We start from the raw sequence: 19,207 nt of genomic DNA, 5'->3' as shown, positions 1-19,207 counted from the left end.
CAGACGTCGGGGCGCGCGGGAGCTCATCCTCGGGTCAGGACTCCAGCACGAGCTGTTCGTAGGCGAGGGTCATCTCTTCCATCGCCACATCGCCGCCCTTCGCGTTGAAGGGCCCCGAGACGTACTTGATGATCCTGGCGTTCTTGAGGGTCCAGGTCATCACGGTCTCGTGGGCCTCGTTCTGGAGGCTGATGGTGATCGACGGGCGGACGGCCTCCTTGTCGCCGCGGCGCACCTGCTCGACCCAGTCGTAGAACGACCGGTACCCCACGATGCCGCGCTTGAGGGTCACGTCCGTGGCCTTGTTGAGGCCAGTGTACTTCCGGACGTTGTTTTCCTTGTCGTTGCCCGCGCGGTACTCGGCCACGGCGAACTCGGTGCCGAGGTTGCTCACCTCCTGGAACGCGGCGTCAGGCCCGTCGGTGCCCGTGCCGAGGTCCACGAGGAAGTTGAACTGCATGTACGGTCGTTCACGCTGCACTGGCATGGATCTCACTCCCTCCGTTGCGAGCTGGCATCAGACCTTGCGGTCGCCCGTCCACTGCCCGATGCGAAAGATCACGAACTCCGCGGGCCTGAGCGGCGCCACGCCGATGAGGCACACGAGCCGCCCGTTATCGAGGTCGTTCTGCGTCATGGTCGACCGGTCGCACTTCACGAAGAACGCGCGCTCGGGCCGGTCGCCGAGCAGCGCGCCGTTCTGGTACTCGTTGAAGAGGAAGTCCTCGATGGTGCGCCGCACGTTGGCCCAGAGCCGCTCGCCGTTCGGCTCGAACACGGCCCACTGCGTGCCCTTGTCGATCGAGTGCTCGAGGTAGGCGAAGTAGCGCCGGAGGTTGACGTACTTCCACTCCGGGTCCGAGCTGATCGTGCGAGCGCCCCAGAGCCGGTTGCCGCGGCCCTCGAAGAAGCGAAAGCAGTTGACGCCCTCGGGGTTGAGCACGTCCTGCTGGCTCTTGTTGAGGGTGACCTCGAAGCCGAGCGCGAGGCGAACCACCTCGTTGGCGGGGGCCTTGTACACGGCGCGCTCGACGTCGTTGCGCGCGTAGATGCCCGTGACGAACCCGCTCGGCGGGAGCGCGATGGGCGCCCGCGTGATCGGGTCGAGCACCTTGACCCAGGGGTAGTAGAGCGCTGCGTAGGTCGAGTCGAAGCGGGCCCTGTACGCGCGCACGGCGCCGATCGCCTGGTTGTTCATGCTGTCGAGCACGGCGATGCGGTAGCGCATCGTCGCCGCGTGGGTGACCAGGTGGCCCGCGATGGTCGCGGCGACGTCCGAGTCGGTGCCGAACGAGGACCCCGGCGCTGCCACGATGGAGATGTCGTCCAGGTCCTCGAACTGCTTGAGCCCCGTCTTGCGCGCGTTGGCGGGGTTCTCGGCGCCTTCGTACTCTCCCGGCTCGGGCAGCGCGCCGTCGTTGCCGCCCTCGAGGGTGACCTCGAGCGCGCCGTGGTCGGCAAGCGCGTCGACGTACGTGGTCACCGAGGTGGCCGCCGCCAGCGCGGAGGAGAGGCCGAGGTTGCTGTTGATCAGGGCCTCGGTGAGGCCGACGCCGTGATCGAGCCCGTCCCCTGCGGTGATGACGATGGGAATCGCGCGCAGCGGCGACGGGTCGTCGAGATCGAAGCCGAAGCGCGAGGTGATCGCGTCTCGGGCCCCGTCACGCTGGTGCGAGGGGTCGAGGGCGAGGCCGTCCCAGGTCTCGTCGGCCCCGGGGCCGTACGACACCTGGACGCTGACGGTGACCAGGCGCACGTCGCTCGCCGCGGTCAGCGACGTGAGCAGGATCTCGCCAGGCCCGCGCTCGCCGTCGCGCGTGAAGGCCCAGACCCCGTCGGCGCTGCGGCGGGCGATATAGAAGGGGCTCTGGCCCGGGGAGAGGGGCGCATTGGCGTCCTGCCACAGGAGCACCACGTCGCGGTCGGTCGCGCCGCGCAGGCGCGCGTCGGCGCCGCTGCCGGTGCGCACGTTCTGCCCGGCGCGCAGCGTGAGGCGAACGCGGACGTTGCCGCCCGATCCTGGGTACCGCGCGCGGATGGTGAGATCGTCGTCGACGGGGCTGCCCGCGGCGAGGGTGGCATGCGCGATGCCGTCGTCGGTCGCGGACCTGGGCCTGAAGATGCGGGAGATGTAAAGGCGCCGGCCGCCCTCTGCGAAGAACGCCCTCGCCGCGTGCCAGAGGAAGTTGTGCCGCTCGGCACTGCCAAAGTCGAGCTTCTGGCCGTCGCCGTAGATGCGCTCGAACTCGCCCAGGCTGGTGACGATCTCGGGGACGAGGTCGAGCGGCCCATAACGCGAGGGGCCGACGAAGCCCGCGGTCGAGGTGCTCACGCCCTCGATCGACTTCGACCGGAACGATGTCTCTTCGACATAGACACCGGGTGACAGGTACTCGGGCATCTATTCTTCTCCCTCGTCGATGAATGGTCAGATCACGGTTCGAATCCAGAGCCGCCCGTCGGAGGCGCCTTCGGTGCGCAGCACCTGCTCGTCCCTGTGGCGTAACTCGAAGTCTCTCAAGGGCTCCTCGGGGCTCAGCCGGAGGAGCGCCGTGGTCGGCGGCTGCGCGAACACCGCGGCGAGCTCGGGCGCGTCGCCGCGGCGCGCGCCGGCGGCCGGCGGCGCGTAGCGGACCACCACCTCGATGTTCCAGCGCCATTCGGACGGGCTCGCGCCCGCCGAAGGCGACCCGAGCGGCGATCCCGACGACACGACGAGCGTGTCGGGATACGGGAAGATCACGGCCACGCGGCCGCGCTCGTCCGACATGCCGCGCCCAACGAGGCGCCCCGAGGCGAACACCTCGACGAGGGCGCTGGCCGCGGGCTCATCGCCGTCGACCGCGAGCTCGGCGCGCACCACCGCGAGCGCGCGCACCGGGCGCGAGGGCGCGACCGGCAGCGGGATCACCCCGGGCGGCGCTCCCGCGGAGAGGGCGCGCGCCTCGGCCGCGAGCCCCGCCGCCGCAGGCCAGTCATAGAGCCCTCGCACGGGCAGCGTGACGCGCAGCCGCACGGGCAAGAAGCGCCTGGCGGTGTCGCGCACCTCGACGACGAACGGCCTGCGCGGGGAGAGCGCGGGGTCGGCGCCCGACGCCACCGCCTCCCAGTACCTCGCGTCGCCCGCGCCTCGCTCGAACGCAGCCATGAGGGCGAGATCGTGGAGGGCCCACACCCCCGAAGCATTCACGCTGGCGGACCGAGGGCGCGAGGGCAGCGACTCGGGCCACGCGGAGACGGCGAGCCCGTCGCGCACGAGATCGCGATTCACCTCGTCCCAGAAGCGCAGGCCGAGCGGGGCGACGCGGGTCATCACGTCGGCCGTCACGGCGACACCTGCGGCCCTGCGACGAACTCCCTGGTTTGGACCGGGCCGTGCCGCGATTCGGTCTCGGTCGTCTCGATGGGCACCGCGCGCGCGACATAGGCCGCCGACGTCTGCATGCTCGCCTTGGCGACCTCCCAGACGTTCACGTGGTCCTGGAGGGTCAGCGGCTCGAACGTGACCTGCACCTCTTCGTCTTCATGAAACGGAGCTGCGGTGGTGCCGTAATGGTGGTTCAGCACTGCAGCGCGGAGCGGGCCGAGGTCTTCGAGCTGCCGCATCACCCACACGAGCAGGGCGCTCTGCTCCCTCGCGTCGCGCCCCCAGGCCGTCACGAGGTAATGGAAGTCGATCGGCAGCGGCGCGCGGAATCGCTGCCCCTGGGCGTTGGTGCGTGCCTGAAAGTTGTGCCGAGACGGGCTGACAGACACGCGGTAGAGATACACCGTCGCGCCCTGCGCCGGCGGGGTGCGGAGGTCACGCACGAATGTGAATGGCGCACGCTGAAACGTCTCGGAGCTCTGGAGGGCTGCGCCCTCGAGGAGCTTCGCGAGCGTCTCGCCGATCGCGGCTGCAGCGTGGTGCGTAGCCAAACCAGCCCCCCCGTCCAGAGAAAGGACTACCCCCTCGGCGAGGCCTCACGAGGACCTCGCACACCCACTCAGAGCTGTCCGCAATGTAACGTGGGGGGCGCGCTTGGTGTCAACCAGTAAATCGTCAGGACGGACACCGGTGAGTCGATGACGATGACATCCGCCACCCCGATCGGGTCAGCGGCTCCGCAATCGCAATCGCAATCGCAATCGCATACACTATTGCCCGACGGTGACGGCCACATCGTTTGCGACGAGCAATCCGCTCACGATACGAACGACGCGATCGACTCGAGCGACGAACACCGGTGAAAGCGCGCGTTCGGTGCGCGGCCGCAGGCGCAGCTCGCTCGTCGGGCCGCCCCTGGCTTGCTCCGCCGGCGCGGAGGCGGCGGCGACACGCGCTCGAGCAGCCACGGCGGCGCGGTGCACCTCGCCGGCCGGGTCCTCCGATGCGTAGCGATTCCCGCCGGGCCCGCGAGGAGAGCTACGGCGGGCAGCGAAGGCGCCGCGCCGCTGGAAGGAGCACCGCACCGCCGCGGCGGTCCATGGGCCGATCGAGCAACCCACAATCGGCCCATGGCACGCGGGCTCGTTCTCGTAAGTGCCCGAAATCCTTCGGCACCCCCGGCAAGAATTGAACTTGCGACCTTCGGTTTAGGAAACCGCTGCTCTATCCACTGAGCTACGGGGGCAGGGGCAACAGCCGCTACGGGCGCCGGACCCTGGCACACCTCGCCTCACGCATCAAGCCAGATCCCCAGCCACGCCCTCGTCCAGCCCGCTCTTCCGCCGCGCCCCACCGGCCCGCGCTCCTCCGGCGGCCACCATCCCGCGCTCTTCCGCTTTCCGCCGCCCTCCGCGCGCCACGATCACTTCCACACCTCGCCCCAGAGCGCCGCCCCGATCGCCAGCGCGCCCGCGCCCCGCATCAGCCCTGCCCGCAGCGCCGCCACGGCGCGCTCGCGGTTCCCCCGCACCACCCGGGCGATCTGCTGCGCCCCCCGGTAGGCGTGGGTCGGCCTCACCACCTCGACCTGCACCTCGTCCCCGAGGCCGAGATCGATCCTCTCCCCCGTCCCCTTCCCCCCGGACCACGCAGCGCTCCCCGCTGCGCCGTCGTCTCCCGCCGCCATGACCCCCGTCGCCCCCGCCTCGATCTCCTCTGCGATCCGCTCCGCGACCTCGTCCCCCGCCCCGCTCCGCTCCCGCGGCAGCTTCAGCACCCTCGCGATGTCCATCGCGTCCAGCGCGCACAGCCCCGCCACCACGGCGAACCCCATCGCCGCCACGAGGCGCCCCAGGTCGGGCGCCGCCGCCCCCGCCAGCCCCGACCCCAGCTGGAGCGCGACCGCGATCACCGCCGCCGTGGCCGCCCACACCGCACGCCGATCCGAGAGCGCCACGATCGAGCCGGCGCGCGCCCGCCCGACGCGATTCGCCGCAATCAGCACCACCGCGAGCGCCGGAACGAACGGCAGCGCGAACACGGCGCCGAACGCCGCGCCGACGATCATCCCTGCCGGCCCCGCCACGAGCCCGATGGTCATCCCGTTCACGACGCCGGCCACCACGATGGCCCACAGCGCCAGCACGCCCGCCACGAACGGCCCTCGCCGGGTCCACTTCCCCGGCGCGTCGACCCACGGCAGGCCGTCCGCCGGCGCATCGCCCGCGCCGAACGCCATCGATCCATCGCCCGCGCCGAACGCCATCGATCCATCGCCCCAGACGCCTCCGATCCGCGGCGTCAGGTAGTGGCCCAGCAGCGCCGCGACGATCGGGGTCACACCCGCGAGCAGGAAGCGGGGCACGAGCTCGTCCATCTCCAGAACGTCGGCCGTGATCCAGCCGCCCACGAGCCCGATCGCCCCGCAGGGAAACACGAGCGGCACGGGCGCATCGGGCGACATGGAATCGGACGTTGAACGCGGCATATCGAAACCCTCCGGCTCGTTCGTTCCCCTTCGACGCGCAGGCCCTCGAGCAGCTTCCAGGTCCCTGGCGCGCCGCCCGACCTTCCATCATCTCACCACGGCGCTCCACGCGCACTGCACACGGTCCGCGCCATCAGCCCGGCTCCGCCTGCGGGTGCGGGTAGTGGCTGAGCGCCACCAGGTTCCCGTCGGGATCGCGCGCGTACATCGTGTAGGCGCTCTCCCGCTCGACGACCGCGCCGCCCGCGGCCAGCCGGCGGCGCCACGCCTCCCGCTCGGACGGCGCGATCCCCAGGGCGACGCAGTGCCAGCCTGGCGCCTCGTCCGCGCGCATCGGCCCGGCGGCGCCCGCCCGCTCCACGGCCAGAAAGGCGCCGCCCCCGAGCTCGAGCCACACCGACCGAGGCGCTCCGGCCTCGTCCGTCCAGCGCCGCACCACCGGCAATCCGAGGACGCCCGCGTAGAACGCCTCGGCCCGCACCAGGTCGCGCACGACCACGGCCAGGTGATGGACCGACAGAGACGCGACCGTCCCGCTCATACTGCGCCCTCATTTCAGCGCCTTTCATGTGGCGACGCACCTGGAAAGCCACGCGGACGCCACGCGGCCGACGCCTCGCCGACGCCGGGCGCTCGATCGGCCAGCGCCGGGCGCTCGACGCGGTCGACGCGGCTGACCATCGATGCGACCTGTCTTGCCCCGGCAGGGCGCCTCGTCTATGGTCCCGCTCGCGGACGCGCTCTGCCCGGGGAGTCGCACAGTCCGGTAGTGCACGAGCTTTGGGTGCTCGTTGTCGCGGGTTCAAATCCCGCCTCCCCGACCCTCTCCGACGATCCTCGCCCCTCGCGAGCCGGGCGGCCCCGGCCCTGCGGCTCAGCTGGATCGCCGCTCGCGTCGCCATCGCACCCGCCGCGCATCGAACTTGGCCTCCTCGGGTCCGCTGCGCATAGTCCCGCCGATGTCGACGCCCGTAAGACTCCTGCTCGGCGCATGTCTCTCCCTGTCCGTCGTCGCAGGGTGCGGCGGGCCGCAGACGGCCGCCCCGGCGGCGGCTCCGGCACCGCGCGCGCAGAGCGCGGCGCCGCCCAAGCAGGCGGTGCCCGCCGGGCAGCTCGCCCGCGCCGACGTCGACCGGGTGCTGCTGGCGGGGCCGCCCTGGATCCTGCGGCGCGTGCCGGTCGAGGAGGTCGTCCGGGCGGGCGCGTTCATCGGCTGGAAGATCCTCGCGCTGCCCGCGGACTGGAGCAACATTGAGCTCAAGACCGGCGACATCGTCACCCAGGTCAACGGCGCGACCCTGGAGCGCCCGGACGACCTGTTCGCGGCCTATCGCGCCCTGGCCAGCGCCAGCGAGCTCAAGATCACGTACGAGCGCGAGGGCGCCGCGCGCGAGCTCGTCGTGCCGATCTTCGGGGCCCCGACCAAGGAGACCGTCGAGGCCTTCGCGAGCGACAGCCCCCCGCGCCGCGCGACGACCGCCCGGCCGCGGGGAACGACGGTGATCGAGGAAGACGACGGCGGCGCGCCGCTCGAAGGCAGCGCGCCGTGAAGCGCGTACCGGCGCCGCGCGCCGCGCGCGTCCATCGCGCGGCGCCGCGCCTCACATGTCGAAGGCGAGCCCCAGGACCCACGTCGAGGTGCCGACGTGCATCTGCGGGCGCGAGCCCAGCCCGTCGAGGTTCGCGAACATCCACTCGCCGAACAGGTACGTGTGGTTGATGCCCGTCGTCTCATCGAGCTGGGAGGCCGAGCGGCGGTCCAGCCAGTTGAGCGCGAGCATCCCGCCGAACGCGAGGTGTGTGCCCCACGTGATGCCCTCGCCCCGGACGCCAGCGGGCTCCGGCGTGACAGGGCCCGACGTCGACGTCCATAACCCCATCCCCAGGCCCACCTTCGCGTAAGGCACGATCGGAACGCCCGTCTTGCGCATCAGCTCGTCGGCGCGCAGGACGGCGGACAGGTGCATCGGCATGATGGTGAGCGAGGTCTCCTCTGCATCGGCCCTGTCGTCGCTGCCCGCCACGAAGGCCTTCGCCGACGCCGACGTGTACCCCCATCCGATCCCTGGACCGATCACGCCGACGTACGGGATCCGGAGCGGCAGCCAGTCGACCTCGACCCCGAAATAGAAATTCTGGCCGTCGCCGAAGGTCTTGTCGTAGGGGCCCGCGCCGGAGAACTCCTCGTCGACCTCGGGAGAGTACGGGGCGAAGCGGAGCTCGAACGCGAAGCTCTGAGGAGACGCATAGCGCTCCTCTCGCTGGATCCTCGAGCGATCGTGCTGCCGCCAGTCGCCTATCCCGGGGCTCGTCTGGGCGCCGGCGACGGATGCGGCGAGGAGCGCCGCGCTGCCGGCGAGGCAGGCGGCCGCCAGATGACGGAGATGACAGCTCATTCGCTCTCCTGCGTGAAGGAACGCGCGTGCGCGTGGCGTCGACGGCGACGGCTCCTGCGCAACAACCCGAGCGCCGCGCCGGCCGCGACGGCGGCGAGCGGCGCAGCGGCCCACCGGCCCGCCCCCACCGGCCCTTCGATGCTGCAGAAGCCCCCACCGGCTTGCCCGCCGGCGTCCCGGTACTGCTCGAAGAACCCGTCGACGTCGGTCGCGGTCGCACAGGAGATCGCCGACAGCGGCCCGGCATTGCCCACCTGGTCATAGGCCGCGACGCCGACGACATACGACCTGCCGTTGACGATGTTCTCCGTGGCCTCGCCGCGGCTGCCCCTCCCCACGCTGCCGCACCGCTGCGCGGAGTCCGGGATCTCCCCCGGCACCAGGAGCGACGACTGGCAGCCGGAGCTGCCGCCGCTCGTCGTTCCGCCGCCGGCCCCCGCCGCGCCGCCGCCTCCGCCGGCTGCCCCGCCGCCGGCTCCCGCCGCGCCGTCGCCTCCGCCGGCTGCCCCTGCCCCGCTCGCGTCAGGCGAGGGCTGCCCGCCGTCGTCGCAGTAGAGATAGTAGCCGAGCACTTCATCGGCCTCGTTCTGCGTGTAATCGACGAGGATACGCCCATCGCCGGAGTGCGCTTGCACGTTCGTCGGCGGCTTCGGGCCCTGGAGGTCCACCTTGGTCTGCTCCCATGTCGCGAACTCCGGCTCGCTGTCGTCCGCGGAGGAGAGCCGCAGGAAGTACACGATCATCTTGACCGCCTCGGTGCTCCCCCGCGACGTGACCTCGCAGTCGTTGGCGCCGAGGAGCTCCTTCGCGATCTCCTTTGCCGGCAGCGTGACGACCACCGTGTCATCCACGCCGGGCGTCACCGGGAGCCGCTTGCAGTAATCGCCGGGCTGGCGATTCTCGGCCTGGGTGCAATCCGTCGACTCGGTGACCCACACCTCGAGGCTGTCGCTGCTCGTCGGGTTGGTCAGCGTGAGCGTGAGCTCCAGATCGTTGCCGGTGACGCAGTCCTCATGGCTGATCCAGAGGGGGTTCTGCGCGTCCGGGCGAGTGACCTTGGTGCGCACCACCTGGCTGCTGATGGTCACCGTCGCGCCGGCCTGTCGCGCGCCTCCGGCGAGCGCCGCCGCCGCGAGGGCCACCGCGCACAGCCGGGGGAGATGCCGCCGCCCTCGCGGCCGGAGCCGGACGGGATACCTTGTCGTGTCCATGGGCGCGTCCTTTCAGCACAGCTCGTACCACGCCGCAAATGCCCCGCACAGCCCTTCGAACGGCGCGGAAATCGTTCGTGCGCCCGCGTGCGCCCGCGCCGGATGCCGCGTCGAAAGCGCCCTCGGAGGCCCCCCGCGGTCCCGTCGGAGGCGTCCTTGGAGGTGTCCTCGACGCCCCACCTCGGAGGCTCGGAGGCGCGCCGCATGACGAGCTGGCCAGGGTCGCCGTCCATTCCTGACAAGTTGGCATCGGCGCCGCGGAGCAGCAGGGTGAGCGGACCGCCGCGCAGCGCCATGGGCCGGCGGACGGGCTGCGTGGCCCGAAACACGCGCTCTTCGAGAGAGCTCGGCTAGCTTGAGGCAGGTGGATTCGACCGACGCCGCTCCCCCGCAGCCGGGCTCGAAGGCAGGGCCGAGCGCGAAGGAGCGCGCGACGGCGCCGGAGCCGGCGCGCGCCGGGCAGCCCGGCCAGCCCAGCGCGCGCCCGGAAGGCGCGCCCGCGTCCCCCGCGTCCGGCGCCGCCCCGTCGGTGCGCCCGCCCTCCAGCCGGCCCAGCCGGCTGGCGCCGAGCGGCGCCGCCCCTGACGCCCACACCGCCGTCCTCGGCGTCCCCCTCACCCGCGTCGAGCTGCACCGGACCGCGCTGCTCTTCTGCCTGCTCTTCCTCGCCGCCCTCCTCTTCGTCGTCGGCCGCTCCGCGCGCGACGCGCTCTTCCTCACCAGGTTCCCCGTCACCTGGATCGCGCCGATGTGGATCGTCTACGGCGTCGCCTCCGCCGTCGCCGCGCTCGCGTACGACCGCGTCGCCCGCCGCCTGCCGCGCGCCCGGCTGTGCGTCGCCTTCGCCCTCTTCGGCGCCGCCACGTTCGCGCTGCTGCGCGTCCTCATCGGCCAGGAGGTGCGCGGCGCGATCCTGGTCTTCTACATCTGGTCCGAGATCATCGCGAACTTCACCGCCGTGCTCGTCTGGGCCGTCGCCCAGGACCTGCACGACCCGCGCAGCGCCAAGCGCCTCTTCGGCCTGATCGGCAGCGGGCGCGTCGTAGGCACCGTCGCCTGCGGCTTCGCGACGGGCGCCGTCGTCCGGTGGATCGGCACCGAGAACCTCCTGTTCGTGCTCATCGCGGCGCTCCTCGCCATGGCCGCGCTGACGACCGCGCTCGCGCGGCGCTACCCGCTCGCGCGCCCCCCGTCCGGCGACGAGGAGCTCCTCCAGGCCCGCCTTCCGCGCATGGACGTGTGGCGATCGCGCTACGCCCTCACCCTCGCGCTGCTGACCTTCCTCCTCTTCACGGTCCTCACGATCGGCGACTACCAGTTCAAGGCGATCGCCCTCACGGCCTACCCCCACGTCGACGACCTCACCCGGTTCATGGGGTTCCTCTACGGCGCCGTCGGCGTGGTCGGCCTCCTCGTGCAGCTCGTCGCGACCCCCCGGGTCCTCCGGCGCCACGGCGTGCTCGGCGGGCTGCTCGCCATGCCGGCCGCGTTCACCGCGAGCACCGTCGCGCTGCTCGCGGCGCCGTCGCTCGCCTGGGGCGCGATCCTCAAGCTGAGCGACAACGCGCTGCAGCTCACGATCTACGACGCGACGATGCAGCTCCTGTTCTTCCCGTTCCAGCCGGCGCTGCGGGAGAAGGTGCGGACGCTCGTCTCCACGATCGCCAAGCCCCTCGGCTACGGGCTCGGCGCGCTGATCCTGCTCGCCGTGGCGCCCACCGCCGCGACGGGCGCCGCGCTCGTCGAGGAGGCCGCGTGGATCGGCGTCTACTCCCTCCCGCTCTGCGTCGCGTCCATCGCCCTCCTGCCGCTCGTGCGGCGCGGCTACTTCGACGCCATGCGCCGGACCTTGATGCGCCGCCAGATCGAGCCGGACAGCGTCGCGTACGGCCCCCAGACGCGCGCGATCCTCAAGGAGGCGCTCTACAGCCGCGCCATGGTGCAGGTGCTCTTCGCGGTCGACCAGCTCCAGCAGCTCGACCCGACCCTCGTGCGCGAGGCCGTGCCCGCGCTCGCGCGCCACGGCTCGGCCAGGGTGCGCGCGCTCGCGGTGCGCCTCGCGGCCGAGCTCGAGCACGAGGAGGGCGCGAGCATCGCGCGCGCGGCGATCCACGACCGGAACACCGACGTCCGCGTCGCCGCCGTCGAAGCGCTCGCCGCGCTGCTGCGGGAGGACGCCCACGACGAGCTGCTCGCGCTCGCGCGGGAGGGCGCCGCGCCCCGCGCCGCCGCGGACGCGCCCGGCGGCGAGGCGCTCCGGGCCGCCGCGATCGCCGCGCTCCTGCGCTACTGCGGCCTCGACGGCATGCTCGAGGGCGCGCCGCGGCTGCGCGCGCTGCTCGACAGCCCGTCGCCCCGCGATCGCGCCGCCGCCGCCCGGATCCTCGGCCTTGTCGGCCACGCGTCGCTCCAGCGCGCCCTCGCGCGGCTCATCGGCGATCCCGACCCCGCGGTGCGGCGCGCGGCCGTGCGCTCCTCGTCGAGCGTCGCCGACCCGCGCCTGCTCCCTCTGCTCGCGGACGCGCTCGCCGAGCGCGCCCTCGCGCCGGCCGCGGCCCGGGCCATCGAGGCGCTCGGCGACGACGCCATCCCCGAGCTCGCGGCGCGCCTCGGCGACGACGGCACCCCGCGGGCCGTGCGGCTCGCGATCCCGCGGGTGCTCGCGCGGCTCTGCAGCCACGACGCGCTCGACGTGCTGCTCGCCCGGATCGACCACCCGAACGAGGCCCTCCGCCAGAAGGTGCTCGCGTCGGCGTCGCGCCTGCGCCTCGCGCTGCGCGCGCCGCCGGCGCCTCTGCGCGTGATCCGCGCCCGCATCGACGACGAGACGGTGGAGCACGTCCGCACGCGCGAGGCGTACATCGCGGTGCGCCCCCGCGTCGCCGGGGCGCTGCTCGATCAGCACCTGCTCCGCCGGCTGCGGAAGGGGCTCATCCGCGTGCTCCGGCTGTGCGAGCTCGCCTACCCGCGCGAGGTCGTCGCCCTCGTGCGCAACCACGTCTTCGGCCCGGATCCCGCGCTGCGGGCCAACGCGTTCGAGGTGCTGGAGTCGCTCCTCGACCGCCCGCTGCGCGAGCGCCTCGTCTCCCTCGTCGAGCGGCTGCTCGAGCTGTCCGCGGCGTTCCCCGGGAGGCCCGTGCCGCCGGAGGCCGGGGTCATCTCCTGGATCCGCCACGAGATCGTGCGCGGCGACCCCTACAGCGCGGCGCTCGCGCTCGATGCCGTCGCCCGGAGATCCATCTCCGGCGCCGCCGGGGACGCGCTCGCCGCGACCTACGATCCGGACCCGCTGGTCCGCGAGGCGGCCGCCATCGCGGTCGCCGTCACGTCGCCGCCGGGCGCCCGCGAGCGGCTGGACGCGCTGCGGGCCGATGAGGATCCCGCGGTGGCCCGTTACGCACGATACTGGGCGGTCACCGGCGGCACCGGCATCGACCCCGAGGACGAGATGTACACGACGATCGAGAAGGTCCTGTTCCTGCAGCGCGTCCCGCTCTTCTCCCGCGTGGCCGGCGACGATCTTGTGGCGCTGGCGCGCGGCTCGCTCGTCGTGTCGCTGGCCCGGGGCGACGTCATCTTCCGCCAGGGCGAGCCTGGCGGCGCGCTCTACTCGATCATCTCGGGCGAGGTGAGCCTCACGCTGGACGGCCGCGAGATCGCGCGCCTCGGCGCGAACGACGTGTTCGGCGAGATGTCGCTCTTCGACAGCGAGCCGAGGGCCTCGACCGCGGTGGTGACCGAGGACGCGGAGCTGCTCCGGGTCTCCGCCGAGGATTTCCACGAGGCGGTGCGGGAGACGGCCGAGATCGCGGACGCCGTGATCCGGGTGCTGAACCGGCGCCTGCGCGAGGCCGACCGCAGGCTGGCCGACGCGCACGCGCGGCTGTCGCTCCTTCCGAGGCCGCCGGCGCTGCCCGGGAGAGCGCCGCCTCCGGGGGACGAGACGCCGGCGCTCGACGACAGCGACCTCGATTGAGGAGCGCCGACGCCTCAACCTCGGTCGGGTGCGCCCGCCCGTGCCTCAACCTCGGTCGGGTGCCCGGGTGCCCGTCCCTCAACCTCGGTCGGGTGCCCGGGTGCCCGTCCCTCAACCTCGGTCGGGTGCCGGTGCCCGTCCTCAACCTCGGTCGGGTGCCCGTCCTCAACCTCGGTCGGGTGCCCGTCCCTCAACCTCGGTCGGGCACGCCAGAGCGGCGCTCCGGAACGTGGCCTGCAATGTGCAACGTCGGCCGCGCAGGGACGTCTGAAGAGATCCGAGGGCGCCCGAGGCCAGCCCGACCTCTCCCTGGCACCCCCCTCCAGAAGGACCCATCATGCTGCCGATGCCTTTCCCGCTGTCCGCTTCCCCCTTGCGCCCTGCCCCCGCGGCGCCGGGCATCCCCGGGGCCCGGCTCCGCCGGCTCGGCGGCGCCCTGCCGCTGCTCGCCGCGCTCATCGCCGCGCCCGCGAGCGCCGCCGCCCAGCCCCCGTCGGTCCAGGTCGACGTCCACGTGAACGCCGAGATCGAGGCGGACGAGTACGAAGACACCGACCCGAGCGCCCTGGTCGAGTTCCAGCAGCCGCTCGCCGCGTACGGCACCTGGATCGACACCCCGGGCTACGGCACGGTCTGGGTGCCCTCCGCGGTCGTGGTCGGCCCGGATTTCGCGCCCTACCAGACCGCGGGCCACTGGGCGCTGACCGACGACGGCGAGTGGCTCTGGGTCAGCGACTACGCGTGGGGCCACATCCCCTTCCACTACGGCCGCTGGGTCTGGATCTCCTCCCACGGCTGGGCCTGGATCCCGGGGCGCACGTACGCCCCGGCGTGGGTCGTCTGGCGCGTCGGTGACGCCGGCTACGTCGGCTGGGCCCCGATGCCGCCCACCTACACCTGGAGCAGCGGCGTCGCTGTCTCGCTGTGGACCGTTCCCCCCGCGGCGTACGTCTTCTGCCCGACGACGCACGTGTTCCATCGCCACGTCCACACGCACGTCGTCCGCGATCGCGAGGTCGTCCGGCGCGTCGCCGCGCACTCGCACACCTACAGGCCGGCGCGGCCGACCGCGAGCAGGCCCGGGCGCGCCGACGTCCGCCCGCGCGGCGATGGGGGCGCGGGCCGCTCGAGCCCGCCCCACGGCATCCGTCCTGGCGGCTACCGCCCGGCGTCGCCGTCGCTCGTGGAGGCCGGCGTTCCCTCCTCGGCCGCCCCGAGGCACCGCGACAGGCCGGATCCTCGCGCCCTCGCTTATTCGCGCAGGAGCACGACGCCGAGCGCGCGCCTCGCGCCCCCTCCGGCGCGCCGTCCGGCGTCGCCCGCGGGCGACGACCGTCGCGCGGCGCCGGCGCTGCGCACGCCGCTGCATCCGCGGAGGACACCCGGCGGCGACGCGCCGGCCCCGATCGCCAGGCCCGGCCTCCCCGCGCGGGGCGTCTCCGATCCGGGCGCGCTGCACCGCGCCGGCGCGAGCCCATCGCACCGGCCCTCGCGGCCGGCGGTCACGCCGCCGTCGCCCGCCCCTGCCCCGGAGCCGCCGGCGGCCCCGGCGCCGCGCGCCGCCACGCGTGCGCTCCCGCACCGATCGCCGTCGGCCACGGCGCCGCGACCGCTGCCGCAGGCGACGCCGGCGCCGCAGCCGATCGCGAAGCCGCGCGCGCTCCCGAGCGCGCCGTCGTCCCCGCCGCGCCCCAGGATCCACCTTCCGTCAGGTCCGGCTCCGGGGAAGACCGCGCCGCCGTCCGGTCGCCCGCGGTCGAGGTAGCGCTTGGTCCACGTCTTGCGACGTCCACGAGCAGGAGCAGATCCGATGACTCTTTTCGCTGACTTTGTGAAGCGTCGTTCACTGGGGCTGTGGTCGTTCCTTCTCGTCGCCGCGCCCCTCGCCTCGGCCGGCTGCATCATCGTCGACGAGGACGGCGACCACGATGACCATCACGCCCACGACGACTGGGACGACGGCGACGACGACACCGTTCCCCCGCCGCCCGCGGACGACGTGCGGCGCGTCGCCATCGACACGGACGCCACCCTGAGCACCGAGCCGGGCGAGGGCGTCGGCATCTTCGTCGAGTACACGGAGGGCGGGACGTGGACGCTCTGGACGACCTGCGACACCAACACCTCCAAGGTCGTCTGCAGCTTCGATCTCTATGCCTCGGTCGACACGGCGTCCGAGCTCATCGATCTGGCGGGGATCGAGATCGAGAAGACGGACGCGACGCGCCTCGTCGACATCGGCGTCGCGTATTTCCACGCCGAGACAGGCTCGGACATCGACGCGATGACGTTTGCCACCACCCCGGGCGCCATCGTCCGGCTGGAGGCCTACCTCGACGGGGCGGAGGAGCCCCGCTTCGTCTACTGGTTCGGCGACGGCGTCCTGCACGAGGGCGCGCCCAGCAGCCCGATCGACTTCGAGCCGACCGTGCCCTGAGGGCGCGATCCTGCCGCCCGCTCCCCCCGCCGCCCGCGCGGCGGGAGGAGCGCCCGGCCAGGGCGCGCGCCGCTCAGGGCTCTTTCTTCGGCGGGATCGGCTGCCCCTCGACGTCCCACGCCTCCGGCTCACCGAGGCCGATCCCCTGGAGCTGCGGCAGGATCTCCTGCCGCGGTCCCACGACAACGACGGTCGCCGTCTTCGGATCCACGGCCCTCGCGAGCTCCGCGAGGCTCGCCAGCGTCGCGCTCTGCCGCGCCTTGCTCGCGTCGCCGTCGAACGTCTCCGGCAGCTTCAGCCGCGCCAGCGTCCCGAGGCGCTGGGCGGTGCGGTTCACGGTCTCGTAGGCGGAGACGAGCTCCGCGCGGTCCTGCGCCTGCACCTTCGCCAGCTCGTCCCGGGTCAGCCCGGAGTCGGCCATCTTGGCGAGCTCGGCGAGCATCTCCTTCAGGGCGGGTCCTGTCGCCTCGGTGACGACGGAGGCCCGCGCCACGAACGCGCCCGGCAGCCTCGTCTCGGTGAACGCCGAGCCGGCGCCGTAGGACCAGCCGTGATCCTCGCGCAGGTTCTGGTTCAGGCGCGACGTGAACGAGCCGCCGAGCGCGGAGTTGATCAGCTGGAGCAGCGGCCGCCGAGGATCGCCCGCCGCGACCCCCTCCCGCACGGCCGCGATCACCGACTGCGGCGCCCCCGGGCGGTCGACGATCACCAGCCGCGGCGGCTTCCACGCCGGCGCGGCCGCCGCGCCCTGCGCCTCCGCCGCGCCCTTCGCGGCCGGCGCGGCGCTCGCCGTGGCGCCCTTCGCCGACCAGGTCCCGAGATCGCGCGAGAGCGCCTGCTGCAGCTCGTCCCGGGTGATGTCGCCGACCACGGTGATCACCGCGCGGTCCGGGCGCCACGCCGCCTTGTAGAACGCCTTCACGGCCGGGAGCCCGATCGACTTCGCGTCCGCGAGCAGGCCGTCGACGGGGTGCCCGTACGGCGTGCCCGGCCCGTGGAGCGCGGCCATCGAGACAAGCCCCGAGACCCGCGTCGCGTCGTCGCCGCGCTTCCTGAGGTCGTTCTGCCAGAGCTCGCTGACGCGCTTCCACTCCTTCGCCTCGAACCGCGGGCGCGCGACGACGTCGGCGAGCAGCGAGAACGCCTTGTCGAAGTTCTTCTTCAGCACGGAGAGCGTCGCGACGCTGCCGTCGGCGCGCGCCCCGACCGAGAGCGTCGCGCCGAGGTCGTTGATCGCGCTGGACAGCTCCACCGCGCTCCGCGTCCCCGCGCCCTCGTCGAGCATGTCCGCGGTGATGTGCGCGAGCCCCGCCGCGCCCTTCGGATCGTCCGCCGATCCCGACGCGACGCCGATGGCCACGGACACGATCGGCAGCGTGTGGCGCTCGAGCAGCCACACCTTCGCGCCGTTCGGCCCGTCGAGCACCACCGGCGCCGGCGGCGTGAACGGCTGCGGCTTCGGCAGCTCCGGCTTGGGCCCGAGCGGGTCCGCGGGCTTCGCGGCCGCCGGCGGGGCGCTCGGGCGCGGTGCCTCCGCCCGGGCGGCGGACTGCGCCGGCGTCCTCGGCTCGCAGCCGAGGGCCGCGGCGACCAGCGCGATCATCGCGCCTGCGTGTCTCGCTCTCATTTCGTCACCGCCTTCTTCGCCTCTTCGCTGCCCTTCGGCACGACCCGCAGGATCACCCGGGCGTTGGGATCCAGGGTGCTCTTCGCGTACGCCTGCAGCGACTCCGCGGTCGCGTCGCGGTAGCGCTTCAGATCCTGCTCCACGAACCCGGGCTGGCCCTTCGACGTCTCGTACCGGTTGAGCATCGAGGCCCGGCCGGCGACCGACTCGAGCGCCATCACGAAGGCGGTCTCGTACTGGTTCTTGGCCCGATCGAGCTCCTCGCGGCTCAGCTTCGCGTCCCGCACCCTGGCGAGCTCGGCGTCGATGGCGGCCTCGACCTTCTCGAGCGGCACGCCTGGCCGCGCGATCGCCTCGACGGTGAACGTCGAGCCGAGATCGCCGGAGCGCTGCACGGCGCTCACCTCCTGGGCGAGCTGCTTGTCGTAGACGAGGGCCTTGTAGAGGCGGCTCGCCTTCCCCTGATCGAGCGCCGTGGCGAGGAGGTCGAGCTCGGCGTCGCCCGGCGCGAAGTGCGCGGGGCTGTGCCAGGCCATGATCACCTTGGGGAGGTTCACGTTGTCCTCGATCGTCCTGCGCACGACGCCGCTCAGCTTCACGGGCGAGGGCGTGGTCGCCGCGGGGACGGGCCGCTCCGGGATGCCGCCGAAGAGCCGCTCGATGAGCTCGCGCGTCTTCTGCGCATCGAAGTCGCCGGCCACGACGAGGGAGACGTTGTTCGGCACGTACCACCGCCGGAAGAACGTCGTGACGTCGTCGACGGTCGCGGCCTGGAGGTCCTCGTGCGAGCCGATCACGGGGTGGTGGTAGGGGTGTCCCTCCGGGTACATCAGCGAGGGCATGAGGAGGTCGACCTTGCCGTAGGGCTCGTTCTCGCTCGTCTGGCGGCGCTCGTTCCGCACGACGTCGCGCTGCGCGTTGAGCTTCGGGAGGTCCATGCTGTCCGCGAGCGACGAGAACCGATCGGCCTCGAGCCAGAGCAGGAGCGGCAGCGCGTGGGCCGGCGCCACCTCGTGGTAGGCGGTGCGGTCCTCGCTGGTCCACGCGTTGTTCCAGCCGCCCTCGGCCTCCATCCAGGCGTCGAACTGCTTCGTGGGGACGCGGCGCGTGCCCATGAACATGAGGTGCTCGAACAGGTGCGCGAAGCCGGTGCGCCCCGGCTCCTCGAACCGCGAGCCGACCTTGACCATGAGGTTCAGGGCGACCATCGGCAGGGCGCGGTCCTCGTGGAGGATCACGGTGAGGCCGTTCTTGAGGGTGTACTTGGTGTACGGGATGTCGAGCTTCGGCGGCTGGGAGGCCGCGGACTGAGGCGCCGTGGGCGCGGATGCCGGGGCCGCGGCCGGCGCAGCCTTCGGTGCCGCAGCTGGAGCGGCCTTCGGCGGTGACGACGTGGCCTCGGGCGGAGCTGCTGGTGCGGGCTTCGGCCCGGACAGAGAGAGAGCCGCGGCCACGGCGACCAGGATCGGCCCGGTGGAGCGCGGGAGCGGCGGGTGACGCGCGCGGGTCTGCATGAGCCCGAGGGTTGCGCCGGTCGCGGGTGGGGCGCAAGCGGGCGGGAGCATGGATTGCGGAGACGCGCCCGGCCAGCGGGTGCGGTTGTCAAGTTGTCACGAGGGATGGACGCACCGCCGATGCAGAAGGCGAGCACGGCGCGGACGGGAGGGCCGGGCTCACGCGGGCCGAGCGGCGGCCGATGTCACGG

General features: G+C 73.0%; 14 protein-coding genes and 2 tRNA genes. 5 read left to right on the top strand and 11 right to left on the bottom strand.

What is annotated here, in order from left to right:
• Positions 1-34: 34 nt before the first annotated feature.
• From WMF22_RS11550 to WMF22_RS11520, 7 genes are all read right to left on the bottom strand, one after another.
• Complete coding sequence (locus tag WMF22_RS11550) at positions 35-487, bottom strand: phage tail protein (RefSeq protein ID WP_437299152.1); 453 nt, start codon at positions 485-487, stop codon at positions 35-37.
• Between the two features lie 30 nt (positions 488-517).
• On the bottom strand, positions 518-2,401 hold the full coding sequence (locus WMF22_RS11545; RefSeq protein ID WP_437299151.1) for a phage tail sheath family protein: 1,884 nt from the start codon (positions 2,399-2,401) through the stop codon (positions 518-520).
• A 27-nt stretch (positions 2,402-2,428) separates the two neighbouring features.
• A complete protein-coding gene (locus WMF22_RS11540) occupies positions 2,429-3,328 on the bottom strand; it encodes a hypothetical protein (RefSeq protein ID WP_438035782.1) in 900 nt (299 codons plus the stop codon).
• Positions 3,325-3,918, bottom strand: coding sequence for a DUF4255 domain-containing protein (locus WMF22_RS11535; RefSeq protein ID WP_437299149.1), 594 nt, complete (start codon positions 3,916-3,918; stop codon positions 3,325-3,327). The genes WMF22_RS11540 and WMF22_RS11535 overlap by 4 nt, the downstream gene beginning before the upstream one ends.
• Positions 3,919-4,540: 622 nt before the next feature.
• A tRNA-Arg gene (locus tag WMF22_RS11530) sits at positions 4,541-4,613 on the bottom strand.
• Between the two features lie 177 nt (positions 4,614-4,790).
• The gene (locus tag WMF22_RS11525; RefSeq protein WP_438035781.1) at positions 4,791-5,831 is read right to left on the bottom strand and encodes a hypothetical protein; all 1,041 of its coding nucleotides are present in this window, start codon (positions 5,829-5,831) and stop codon (positions 4,791-4,793) included.
• Positions 5,832-5,988: 157 nt separating this feature from the next.
• A complete protein-coding gene (locus WMF22_RS11520; RefSeq protein WP_437299147.1) occupies positions 5,989-6,396 on the bottom strand; it encodes a VOC family protein in 408 nt (135 codons plus the stop codon).
• A gap of 206 nt (positions 6,397-6,602) precedes the next feature.
• Here WMF22_RS11520 and WMF22_RS11515 point away from each other — a divergent pair.
• Positions 6,603-6,676, top strand: a tRNA-Pro gene (locus WMF22_RS11515).
• 138 nt (positions 6,677-6,814) lie between these two features.
• Positions 6,815-7,405 (top strand): serine protease, encoded by a 591-nt coding sequence (locus WMF22_RS11510; RefSeq protein ID WP_437299146.1) that lies wholly within the window; start codon positions 6,815-6,817, stop codon positions 7,403-7,405.
• A 51-nt stretch (positions 7,406-7,456) separates the two neighbouring features.
• Here WMF22_RS11510 and WMF22_RS11505 read toward each other — a convergent pair whose 3' ends face one another.
• Positions 7,457-8,251: an MXAN_2562 family outer membrane beta-barrel protein gene (locus WMF22_RS11505; protein WP_438035780.1), complete on the bottom strand. Its 795-nt coding sequence runs from the start codon at positions 8,249-8,251 to the stop codon at positions 7,457-7,459.
• Positions 8,248-9,462, bottom strand: a complete 1,215-nt coding sequence (locus tag WMF22_RS11500; protein WP_438035779.1) for a hypothetical protein — start codon at positions 9,460-9,462, stop codon at positions 8,248-8,250. The genes WMF22_RS11505 and WMF22_RS11500 overlap by 4 nt, the downstream gene beginning before the upstream one ends.
• Positions 9,463-9,826: 364 nt before the next feature.
• On the opposite strand from WMF22_RS11500, the gene WMF22_RS11495 reads away from it, so the two are divergent.
• The 3 genes from WMF22_RS11495 to WMF22_RS11485 all read left to right on the top strand — a co-directional run bounded on the left by WMF22_RS11495 (position 9,827) and on the right by WMF22_RS11485 (position 15,875).
• Complete coding sequence (locus tag WMF22_RS11495) at positions 9,827-13,438, top strand: HEAT repeat domain-containing protein (protein ID WP_438035778.1); 3,612 nt, start codon at positions 9,827-9,829, stop codon at positions 13,436-13,438.
• Between the two features lie 337 nt (positions 13,439-13,775).
• Positions 13,776-15,203 (top strand): DUF6600 domain-containing protein, encoded by a 1,428-nt coding sequence (locus tag WMF22_RS11490; protein WP_438035777.1) that lies wholly within the window; start codon positions 13,776-13,778, stop codon positions 15,201-15,203.
• Between the two features lie 66 nt (positions 15,204-15,269).
• Positions 15,270-15,875: a hypothetical protein gene (locus WMF22_RS11485; RefSeq protein ID WP_438035776.1), complete on the top strand. Its 606-nt coding sequence runs from the start codon at positions 15,270-15,272 to the stop codon at positions 15,873-15,875.
• Between the two features lie 73 nt (positions 15,876-15,948).
• Here the strand turns inward: WMF22_RS11485 and WMF22_RS11480 are convergent, their stop codons facing one another.
• Positions 15,949-17,502 (bottom strand): M16 family metallopeptidase, encoded by a 1,554-nt coding sequence (locus WMF22_RS11480; protein WP_438035775.1) that lies wholly within the window; start codon positions 17,500-17,502, stop codon positions 15,949-15,951.
• Complete coding sequence (locus tag WMF22_RS11475; RefSeq protein ID WP_437299139.1) at positions 17,499-19,016, bottom strand: M16 family metallopeptidase; 1,518 nt, start codon at positions 19,014-19,016, stop codon at positions 17,499-17,501. Before WMF22_RS11475 ends, WMF22_RS11480 begins: the two co-directional genes overlap by 4 nt.
• Positions 19,017-19,207: the final 191 nt, after the last annotated feature.

Source organism: Sorangium sp. So ce204 (assembly GCF_051526795.1).
Lineage (GTDB): Bacteria > Myxococcota_A > Polyangia > Polyangiales > Polyangiaceae > Sorangium > Sorangium cellulosum_B.
The sequence above is the reverse complement of the archived record's forward strand: the minus strand, read 5'-3'. Positions and strand labels throughout refer to the sequence as shown.